We start from the raw sequence: 9,322 nt of genomic DNA on the forward strand, positions 1-9,322 counted from the left end.
TGACGCCTACACACGTCGCTGAACATGGCGGGTCGTCCAAGGCATCAACCTGATCTCTCTGTTGTGGACCCGGGGTATGCCGGTTTGGATAACTTGAAGCTGGGATGGCATTGGTTCACGCGCCTGAAGACCAATCGGTTGGTTTCGGTGGAAGGCAACCGCAAGAATCGCCCGGTAGCGGCGCGGCTGATTCTCCGGCACGGTCGTATCATTCACCTGAAGGGCTACGGATGGGTGAAGGTGTTCAAGACGGTGACCCCAGACGGTCGCGAGGAATACCGGGCCACCCGTCGCCTGGGAATTCACCCGCTCTTATTGCCTTCTCACAACACAAAGAGTAAAATGTAGAGCAATTCGGGTCTGTCTGGACTAGCGGAGGGAGAGGCTTCTGTGTCGCGCATGTTGCCCCGGATCAAATGCTATGCTTCGGATGAAACAGAACAACCGTTAGACCCCGTTTACCAGGCCTGTGTGTTCAACAAAATGCGGCTCATTGTGGTGGGGATATCCTTTGCCATTTGGGCTGTGGCAGTGGCTCTACGGATCACCCCTGTCATGGCGCGGCCCACCTTCTTTCTCTTGATCATAGTCATCATGGGCACGCTACTCGGTCTGCCGCTTTACGGACTGGGCACCAAGGGCCGTCTTCCACGCCCCTTGGTGATGGGCTGGGTTTTCTTTCACAGTTTGAGCGATCTGCTAATTATTTTGACCGCTATCCATTTCACAGGAGGACTGGAAAGCCCTGGCAACCTGCTCCTTTTGACTTATCTGGCCGGGGTGGCGTTAATTTTCCCCCGACCGATTGTTCTTCTCCTGGCCGCTTTGTCCGCCACCGGTTATCTCGTACTGGGCATGGGGTATGCCTACGGCTGGTGGCGGGCGTTCTACAGCACCGGAGAGATCCAGCCTATTCCTTCTTTTCGGCGGGCATTGCTCATCACACTGAGCGATTGGGGCTTCATTGTCTTGATCAGCGGCATCATGCTCCATTTGCGGCACTTATTGGAACAAGCGAACCAACAATTGCGCCAAGAACGAAACTACCTCGCCCAATTGCGCGATGTGGTTCATGAAGGATTACACCACCGCCAGGTAAAGCGGCTGGCTCACTATCTGGTGTACCACATGGGGATTCTGGTAGAAGCCAGTCGAGGGTATCTGGTGCTTTGGGATGAACAAAGGGGCGAGTGCCTCTTGGTGGCCTCCACGGCTCAGGGCCAACCGGGGCCCTCGTTTCACGAACCTCCAGAAACAAAGCCCCTGGAACCCTGGCAGAAGGCTCTGGTCACACAGGCGCGGGAGCAAGACACTCTGCTCCTAGTCCCCAACGAAAATTCTGGGACACTTGCCTCAAGCCCCAAAGCCGAACTGCCCTTAGAAGAGCACACGGCCCTCGTCATTCCCATGCGCCGGGCAGGCCAGGACTTTTTCGGCGCCGTGATCCTGCTCAGAAAAAGCCCTTTTGGGGCGGAGGAAATCGCGCGGGCACGCGAAACAGCTGAACTCCTCTCGCTGGTGCTCCTGCGGGCGTTGGCCGAGGACCGCCGGCGGGAAGAGATCCAGTTACTGGAAGAACTAAGCCAATGGGCCTCAGAATTGATGCGCCGATTGGATGAAACAGCCCTCACCCAACGCATAGGCGAAGGGGCCCGCAAACTACTTCAAGCGCCCCAAGGCGTACTTTTCACCCTGGATGATCAAACTGGAAAAATGCAACCCTCTTATCTGCATGGCATCAATGAAGAACTTGCCTGGTTCGTCGCCCACCACTATCAGGAACTCACAGATTGTCGGTCTCTTTTGCAGAAGAATGATCTTTTCGTCGTGATGGAAGACGCTTCCACTACCCAATGTCTCCCTCCATCCCTGCATCACCTACGGACTGGTGCACAGTCCGGCGCGCTGGTCGCTCTCCAGGCGCCCCAGGGTATCCAGGGGATTTTAGGGCTTTTCTGGGATCATCCTTTCCGGCTCGCCTCTGAAGATCAGTTTGCCCTTCGCCTGGTGGGCGCCTACGCCGGCGCGGCGCTCTATAACGCGCGACTCATGCGCCATTTGCAACAGGAAGCCTACACCGACCCCCTGACCGGCCTGCCCAACCGCCGCGCTTTCGAGGAAGCCCTGCAACGGGAAACCCACCGCGCCCAGCGCTACGGGCACCCTTATGTGCTGATGGTGCTGGACCTGAACGGCTTCAAAGCCGTCAACGACACCTACGGCCACCTCACCGGCGATCTTGTGCTGCAACAAACCGCATCTGCCCTGCGCACCGCTTTACGCGAAAGCGACTTTGTAGCCCGCTATGGTGGGGACGAATTCGTCGCCCTGCTCCCTGAAACCACCTCTGAGCAGGCCCAAATCGTGGGCCGCAAACTGGTCAAGCAGGTGGAATCCCTGGTCTTCAAAGGCCTCCCTGATGAGATTCGGTGTGGGTTGTCCGTGGGCATCGCCTCCTTTCCCAAGGATGGGACCGACCCCCAGCATTTGCTGGCCATAGCCGACGAACGCATGTATGCCAACAAAGCCCAACAGCGCGCCCAGCGGGGAGGCTCTCCTGCCGCCCAGGCCGGTTGACCAGGCCCCCTGCTTCTCCTCTACCTTGTTCATGCTCACCCTGAACGCCAAACGAGGTTTATCCGCCATGCTCACCAAACGCATTATCCCCTGCTTAGACATCCGCGATGGCCGCGTGGTCAAAGGGGTCCACTTCGTCAACCTGCGCGACGCCGGGGATCCTGTGGAACAGGCCCGCCTTTACGATGCCCAGGGCGCCGACGAACTGGTCTTCCTGGACATCTCCGCCACGCCCGAAGGCCGAGCCACCACGGTGGAGCTGGTGACGCGCGTGGCCGAGGTGGTCTTCATGCCGCTCACTGTCGGAGGCGGCATCCGCAGCGTGGCCGACATGCGCCGCCTGCTCCTGGCCGGGGCTGACAAGGTGAGCGTCAATTCGGCCGCCGTTCGCAACCCTCATCTACTCACCGAAGGGGCCGAACGCTTTGGCGCCCAATGCATCGTGCTGGCTATCGACGCCAAGCGGGTCTCGCCCCCCGGCGCGCCGCCCCGTTGGGAAGTGTTCATCAACGGAGGCCGCACGCCCACAGGGCTGGACGCGGTAGAATGGGCCGTACACGGCGTGGAACGGGGTGCCGGCGAAATCCTGCTGACCAGCATGGACGCCGATGGCACCCTGCAAGGCTACGATGACGAACTGACCCGCGCCGTGGCCGAAGCCGTGCCGGTGCCGGTGATCGCCTCGGGCGGGGCTGGCCACCCTGAACACTTCGCCCGAGTGCTTACCGAAGGCAAGGCCGATGCAGCCCTGGCCGCCTCGCTGTTCCATGATGGCGTCCTTCGTATCCCGGATCTCAAAGCCTATCTGGCCGCCCAGGGCATCCCCATCCGCCCTGTGGCGTAAGTCTCTCCCCGAGGTGATGCGATGCCTACAGCCCTGCTTTCGACCTACGACAAAACCCGCCTGGTTGATTTTGCCCGCCAACTCCACGCCCGCGGGTGGCAACTCATCGCCAGCGGCGGCACCGCCCGCACGCTGAAAGACGCCGGCCTGCCCGTGACGCCGGTCAACACCATCACCGGCGAGCCGGAGATGCTCGGCGGCCGGGTAAAGACCCTTCACCCGGCCATCCACGCCGGCATCCTGGCCCGCGACACTGCAGAAGACCGCGCAGCGCTGGAGGCCCGCGGCTGGCCGCTCATTGACCTGGTGGTGGTCAACCTTTATCCCTTCGAAGAAGTCACCGCCCGACCGGAGACCACCCTGGCCGAGACCGTGGAAATGATTGACATCGGCGGCGTGGCGCTGTTACGGGCCGCGGCCAAGAACTTTGCCCGCGTGACCGTGCTTTGTGACCCGGCCGACTACGCCGAGGCCCTTGACCCGGCCGACCCAGCGGTCTTCCGCCTGCGCATGGCGCAAAAGGCCTTCGCCCACACCCTGGCCTACGACGCCGCCATTCAGCGTTACCTGGCCGCCCAGGCCGCCGCGCCCCAGGCCGTGCATCTGGCCCTCTTCCCCACCTACCCGCTGCGCTACGGCGAGAACCCCCACCAAAGCGCCACCTATTACGCCACCACACCCGACGCGCCCCCCCTGGCCGCCACGATACGCTACGCCGGGAAACCCCTCTCATACAACAACCTGCTCGACCTCGACGCCGCCTGGCGCGCGGTGCAGGCCTTTGAGGAGCCCGCCGTGGTGGTGGTCAAACACCTCAGCCCCTGTGGCGTGGCCGTGGGCGAGAGCGTAGCCCAGGCATTGCCTCACGCCATCGCCAGCGACCCGGTTTCGGCCTTTGGCAGCGTGATCGCCGCCAACCGGCTGGTGGATGAGGCTTTTGTAGAGGCCTTAGGCAAACTCTTTGTGGAAGCCATCATCGCGCCGGGCTACACCCCCGAAGCCGAGGCCCGGCTCACACAAAAGCGCAAGCGCATCCGTCTGTTGGAACGCGCCAACGGCCTGCCCGCCCAAGAGAGTGAGTACCGCAGCGTGTTGGGCGGCTTTCTGGCCCAGGAGGTGGATCACGGCGACCCCGCCGATGCCACCTGGCGGGTGGTGACCCAAAAGCAGCCCACCGAGGTCGAGATGGCCACGCTGCGCTTTGCCTGGAAAGCGGTGCAGCATGTGAAGTCCAACGCCGTATTGCTGGCCCAACCCACCGAGGGTGGCTTTGCCACCGTGGGCATCGGCGGCGGGCAGCCCAACCGGGTGGATTGCGTGCGCATCGCCGGCGAGCGGGCCGGCGCAAAGGCCGCGGGCAGCGTGCTGGCCTCCGACGCCTTCTTCCCCTTCCCCGACGGGATCGAAGAGGCGGCCAAACAGGGCGTGACGGCCATCGTACAGCCCGGCGGCTCCATCCGCGATGCAGAGGTCATCGCCGCTGCGAACCGCCTGGGCCTGGCGATGGTATTCACCGGCGTGCGGCATTTTCGGCATTAGGAGTGCTACGGTGCCAGGTGTTCCAGTATCAGGAGAAGGTCTCCCTGCCCTCAAATTCGACGAACGCGGCCTGATCCCGGCCGTGGTGCAGGATGTCCACACCCTCCAGGTACTCATGGTAGCCTACATGAATGCCGAAGCCTTGCAGCGCACCCTGGAAACCGGCGAGGCACACTTCTGGTCGCGCAGCCGGCAGGGACTCTGGCACAAGGGCGCGACCTCGGGCAACATCCAGAAAGTCGTCGAAATCCGAGTGGACTGTGATGCTGATACCCTCTTGCTGCTGGTAGAACCCGCCGGCCCGGCCTGTCACACGGGCAACACCTCGTGCTTCTACCGTCGCTACCCTGCCTTGACCTTTGCTCTCTGGCCCCCGGCCCCAAGCACGGACAACCCCACCACGGATTGAATCATGAACCTCACCCAACTCTACACCATCCTGAAAGAGCGCCAGGCCCATCCCCACCCGGAATCCTACACGGCCCGCCTCCTGGCCGAGGGCCTGCCGCGCATTGCCCAAAAAGTGGGCGAAGAGGCCACCGAAGTGGTGGTGGCCACCCTGAGCCAGGACGACCGCCGACTGACAGAGGAAATCGCCGACCTGGCTTATCATGTCCTCGTGCTCATGGTCGCCCGCGGCCTCACCCCGGAAGACATCGCCGCTGAACTGGAGCGCCGCCACCGATGAAGCCCGTGCTTCTCTTCGACCTGGACGGCGTGCTCGTCGAGCCTGGGGGCTATCGAGCCGCGATGGGCGAAGCCTTACGCCTCACCTTCGAACGCTGGGGCTGGCCTCTTCATCCTCTCCAGGACCTGTCTGCCCGTTTTGAAGCAGCAGGCATCACCAGCGAATGGGATATGGTGCCGCTGACCCTGGCAACCGCCCTGGAGGCCTGGGCAGCCCATCATAAGCAGGTGCCCGAGCCCGCTGTGCTGGAGATACACGGGCCCTCGCCGGGGCCCTGGGGAACCACCCCACCCCCGGACTTTGCCGCCTTGCCTCAGCGCCTCCGTCCTCACTTACAGAAGGGCCTGCCTCCGTCTGAAGTCACCTGGCGCCTCCAGGCCACTTCTTCTGCTCCCTTCCCTACCCTCGGCCGCAGTCCTCTGGCCGAACGGTTGCTCACCGGTACGCGAGAACCCTTACGCTCCCCTCTCACCCGCCTGTTTCAACTGCTGGTGCTGGGCGAAAAGGCCTTTGTCCAAACCTATGGGCTTGCCGCGCCCTTCACTTCCCCATCCTTGCTGCGTCGCCATGACCGCCCACGCCTCACCCCCGCGCTGCGCGACCGGGTTCAAGAGGCACGACGCTGGGGCCATCTGGCCGTCGGCGTGTTCACCGCCCGGCCCTCTCTCCCTCCACGGGGCACTCCCCTGCGACCAGGCTACCCTCCCGAAGCCGAGATGGCCCTGGAAGTGGTCGGCTGCCCCGACCTGCCCCTCATCGGTTTCGGGCGTCTCCAGGCCTTCCTGGCTGACTCAGCGGAGGGAAACACCGAAGACGGCGCAGAACGACTACTCAAACCCCACCCCTTTCACGCCCTGGCCGCCCTCCTGGCCGCCCTCACCGGGGACGAGGCACAAGCCCTTCGCCTGACGGCGGACTGGCTGTTTCGCCAGCGCCCCCCTTCACGGAGCCTTTTCCCTGCCCCGGGCCTGCACCTCATCGTGGTCGAAGACACCGCCCCAGGCATCCAATCAGCGCTTGGGGCCGCCGATGCGGTCCGCCAACTGGGCGTTCCCGTCCGGCTTACTCCCCTGGGCATCGCCAGCCACCCGGCCAAACAGCGAAGCCTCCACAACCTGGGTGTCCAAACCTTTCCCACCCTCCAGGAAGCACTGCAAACCCTCTTCCCACCCCCCTGGTAACCTTTGCGGGCATCACGCCAGAGCCCCTTGCTCCTCAGGCTTGACAGTCTGCGTGCAGTATGCTAAAATCTCTTAACCATTCAAAAATTCTTGAACATTCTCCTCTCTATGAATGACCATCCTACCCCCAAACCCATCAAAATCATCCGCGATCTGGACACCCTTAAGGTGCTCACCGATCCCTTGCGGATGCGCATCCTGGCCCTGCTGCGCCACCAGCCTCGCACCGTGAAGGAAGTCGCCCAGGCCCTGGCCATCCCCCCCACGCGCCTGTACTACCACTTCAACCTATTGGAACGCCACGACCTCATCCGTGTGGTGGGCACCCGCCTGGTCTCCGGCATCCTCGAGAAACGATATCAGGTCACGGCCTTCGCTTTCGATGTGGACCATCGGCTGTTGGCCCTGCACGCCGAAGAGGAGACGGGCTGGCCCCCCTCCATAACGCGTGTCGTGGAGAGCCTGCGGCAGGACCTAAACACACTGGTGGCCACCGGTCGGCTGCGGCACCTCATGGAAACCGCCTCCACCCAGGGTACGCCGGTCCCCTTGCGCCTTTCCCACGCCATGGCGCGGCTCACCCCCACACAAGTGGCGGCCTTTCTCGACCGGCTGCGCCGCCTGGTCGAGGAGTTCGAGGCTCACAGTCCCCCCGCCGACCAGGAGAGCGCCCTCTACACTCTCTTCCTGGCCTTCTACCCCACCCCGGCGCCCCCAGAAGAGGCCACACAGCCGCCTGACCAGAACAACCTGGAGGATACCGTATGACCCCGTCCCCCACTCTGCAATGGATTCCTTTCCGCTGGCAAAGCGCCCGCCTGGGCGAGCGCGACTTTCCCCACGCCGCCATGTTCCTCTTGGGCACCCTCCCCTCGCTGGACGGACTGCAAGGCTGGTTGCAATTCGATCTGGGCGCTCCCATCACCATACTTTACGAAAAGGCTTTTTCTCCGGCGCAACAAGAGCGCATCGGCGAGCATCCTCACCGTCCTCGCCCCGCCGTGCTCAATGGGCGGGAAATGCCCGTGGTGGACCTTTCCCTCCATATCGGGCCCTGGTCCATCGAGCGGGTGGCCTGGTTTCTCGGCTTTGGCGACGACGCCCCCCTCCCCGACGACGGTCGCCCCATTTTGGGCACCCTCGGCGCCGATTGGGCCCACGGCCACATTGTGGTGCTGGACTTCCCCAACCAACGCCTGTCCCGCTGTGAGGCCCTGCCCCCCGCCTGGGAAGAGCAGGCCCGTTGGGCCCCGCTGCGCCGTTCGGCGTACGGCCATGTGGTGCTGCAAATCACGGTAGACGGCACCCCCCGCTGGGCCATGTTCGACACCGGAAGCAGCCTCTTCCACCTGCTTACCGACCCCTACCAGTGGCAGCAACTCACTACCGGGGAAGTCAGCGAAACCTTCCCCATCACGGCTTGGGGGGAATCAATGGAGGTCATGGGCGGCCCGGCCCGCGCCAGGTTCGCCCTGGGCGGCCAGCCCCTCGCCGTCCCCATCATTCACTACCTTGAAGGCGAAGATCGGCGCCGCTTCCTGGAAGACAACGACCTGGTGGGCATCCTGGGCAATGCCCCCTTCCTGGAGCACATCCTGGTGTTGGACTTCCCCCGCCAGCGATGCGGCGTGGTGCCACCCACCGCCAGGGCATTTTAGACGAACCAGGCGTTCAGGCGTGAAGCCGCCGCGGGGCAACGTGCGGGCGACACCCTCGCGCAAGGGTCCCCCTTTTGGGATTGGGGACTCTCCCCATTGCCTGTCAAGTCAAATGAAAATGTTACCACCCACACCTACAACAGCCTTGAATCAAAACAACCGCAACTGCTCCGGGCCGCCCTCGTCGCGCTTTTTGCGGCGGGGGCGTTTCTTCTGGACGATGCGCAGCACATGCTGCAGGTCGTTCAGGAAAGGCGACGGCGGCAGGCGCAGGGTGCGGCCATATAACCGCCGACGTTGTGCGTGGCTCAGGAACAACCGCCGGGCCGCGCGGGTGATGCCCACATAGAACAGGCGGCGCTCTTCGGCGAGGTCAGGAGATCTCTCCCCATCCCCTGTCCCCCTCCCCTCCTTTGCTAAGGGAGAGGAGGGGGAAGGACTGCCCCCGGCAGTCCGGAGGAGGGGTGAGATCATTTCCCGGTGGTAGGGCAACAGGCCGTCTTCCAGGCCGACGATGAACACGGCGGGGAACTCCAACCCCTTGGCCGCGTGCAGGGTGAGCAGGGCCACGCGATCGGCGCGCGGGTCGTAGAAATCGCTCTCCGAGGAAAGCACCACGTGGGTGAGGAAGTCGCGCCAAGTCTGGCCCGCGCGGGCGGCCTCGTGGGCGCGATCGCGCAGCCAATCCAGGACGGGGTCGGCCTCCAGTAGCGCCAGCAGCGCCTCCCAGGCGGCGGACCAATCATCGGGGGCCAGCGCTTCGGCACGGCGGAAGGCGTCGGCCAGGGCGGCGGCCCGTCCAGAGAGGCGCACCAGCGGCTTGCCCCGCCCATCA

General features: G+C 63.7%; 9 protein-coding genes and 1 pseudogene. 9 read left to right on the top strand and 1 reads right to left on the bottom strand.

Annotated elements, in window-relative coordinates; translation table 11 throughout:
* Positions 1-75 precede the first annotated feature (75 nt).
* From G4O04_06325 to G4O04_06365, 9 genes and pseudogenes are all read left to right on the top strand, one after another.
* Positions 76-297, top strand: a pseudogene (locus G4O04_06325) (IS701 family transposase).
* A 93-nt stretch (positions 298-390) separates the two neighbouring features.
* Positions 391-2,577, top strand: coding sequence for a sensor domain-containing diguanylate cyclase (locus G4O04_06330; protein HEY58136.1), 2,187 nt, complete (start codon positions 391-393; stop codon positions 2,575-2,577).
* A gap of 67 nt (positions 2,578-2,644) precedes the next feature.
* Positions 2,645-3,421, top strand: coding sequence for an imidazole glycerol phosphate synthase subunit HisF (gene hisF, locus G4O04_06335; GenBank protein ID HEY58137.1), 777 nt, complete (start codon positions 2,645-2,647; stop codon positions 3,419-3,421).
* Between the two features lie 21 nt (positions 3,422-3,442).
* Positions 3,443-4,960 carry a bifunctional phosphoribosylaminoimidazolecarboxamide formyltransferase/IMP cyclohydrolase gene (gene purH / locus G4O04_06340; protein ID HEY58138.1) on the top strand — a complete coding sequence of 506 codons (1,518 nt, stop codon included), beginning with the start codon at positions 3,443-3,445 and terminating at the stop codon, positions 4,958-4,960.
* Positions 4,884-5,369: a phosphoribosyl-AMP cyclohydrolase gene (gene hisI / locus G4O04_06345; GenBank protein ID HEY58139.1), complete on the top strand. Its 486-nt coding sequence runs from the start codon at positions 4,884-4,886 to the stop codon at positions 5,367-5,369. The genes purH and hisI overlap by 77 nt, the downstream gene beginning before the upstream one ends.
* Positions 5,370-5,372: 3 nt before the next feature.
* The gene (hisE, locus tag G4O04_06350) at positions 5,373-5,648 is read left to right on the top strand and encodes a phosphoribosyl-ATP diphosphatase (protein ID HEY58140.1); all 276 of its coding nucleotides are present in this window, start codon (positions 5,373-5,375) and stop codon (positions 5,646-5,648) included.
* Complete coding sequence (locus G4O04_06355; protein HEY58141.1) at positions 5,645-6,829, top strand: hypothetical protein; 1,185 nt, start codon at positions 5,645-5,647, stop codon at positions 6,827-6,829. Before hisE ends, G4O04_06355 begins: the two co-directional genes overlap by 4 nt.
* Before the next feature lie 108 nt (positions 6,830-6,937).
* Positions 6,938-7,597 carry a helix-turn-helix transcriptional regulator gene (locus G4O04_06360; protein ID HEY58142.1) on the top strand — a complete coding sequence of 220 codons (660 nt, stop codon included), beginning with the start codon at positions 6,938-6,940 and terminating at the stop codon, positions 7,595-7,597.
* A complete protein-coding gene (locus G4O04_06365; GenBank protein ID HEY58143.1) occupies positions 7,594-8,487 on the top strand; it encodes a hypothetical protein in 894 nt (297 codons plus the stop codon). Before G4O04_06360 ends, G4O04_06365 begins: the two co-directional genes overlap by 4 nt.
* Positions 8,488-8,637: 150 nt before the next feature.
* Here G4O04_06365 and G4O04_06370 read toward each other — a convergent pair.
* Positions 8,638-9,322: AAA family ATPase (locus G4O04_06370; GenBank protein HEY58144.1), on the bottom strand; the 685-nt coding region annotated here is incomplete at its 5' end.

The sequence above is a fragment of the Anaerolineae bacterium genome (assembly GCA_011176535.1).
Taxonomy (GTDB): domain Bacteria; phylum Chloroflexota; class Anaerolineae; order Anaerolineales; family DRMV01; genus DUEP01.

What these genes read in the sequence shown, in the direction of transcription:
- hisF (HEY58137.1), top strand. Translation starts at nt 2,645, where the DNA reads ATGCTCACCAAACGCATTATCCCCTGCTTAGACATCCGCGATGGCCGC.
- purH (HEY58138.1), top strand. Translation starts at nt 3,443, where the DNA reads ATGCCTACAGCCCTGCTTTCGACCTACGACAAAACCCGCCTGGTTGAT.
- hisI (HEY58139.1), top strand. Translation starts at nt 4,884, where the DNA reads ATGCAGAGGTCATCGCCGCTGCGAACCGCCTGGGCCTGGCGATGGTAT.
- hisE (HEY58140.1), top strand. Translation starts at nt 5,373, where the DNA reads ATGAACCTCACCCAACTCTACACCATCCTGAAAGAGCGCCAGGCCCAT.
- G4O04_06355 (HEY58141.1), top strand. Translation starts at nt 5,645, where the DNA reads ATGAAGCCCGTGCTTCTCTTCGACCTGGACGGCGTGCTCGTCGAGCCT.
- G4O04_06360 (HEY58142.1), top strand. Translation starts at nt 6,938, where the DNA reads ATGAATGACCATCCTACCCCCAAACCCATCAAAATCATCCGCGATCTG.
- G4O04_06365 (HEY58143.1), top strand. Translation starts at nt 7,594, where the DNA reads ATGACCCCGTCCCCCACTCTGCAATGGATTCCTTTCCGCTGGCAAAGC.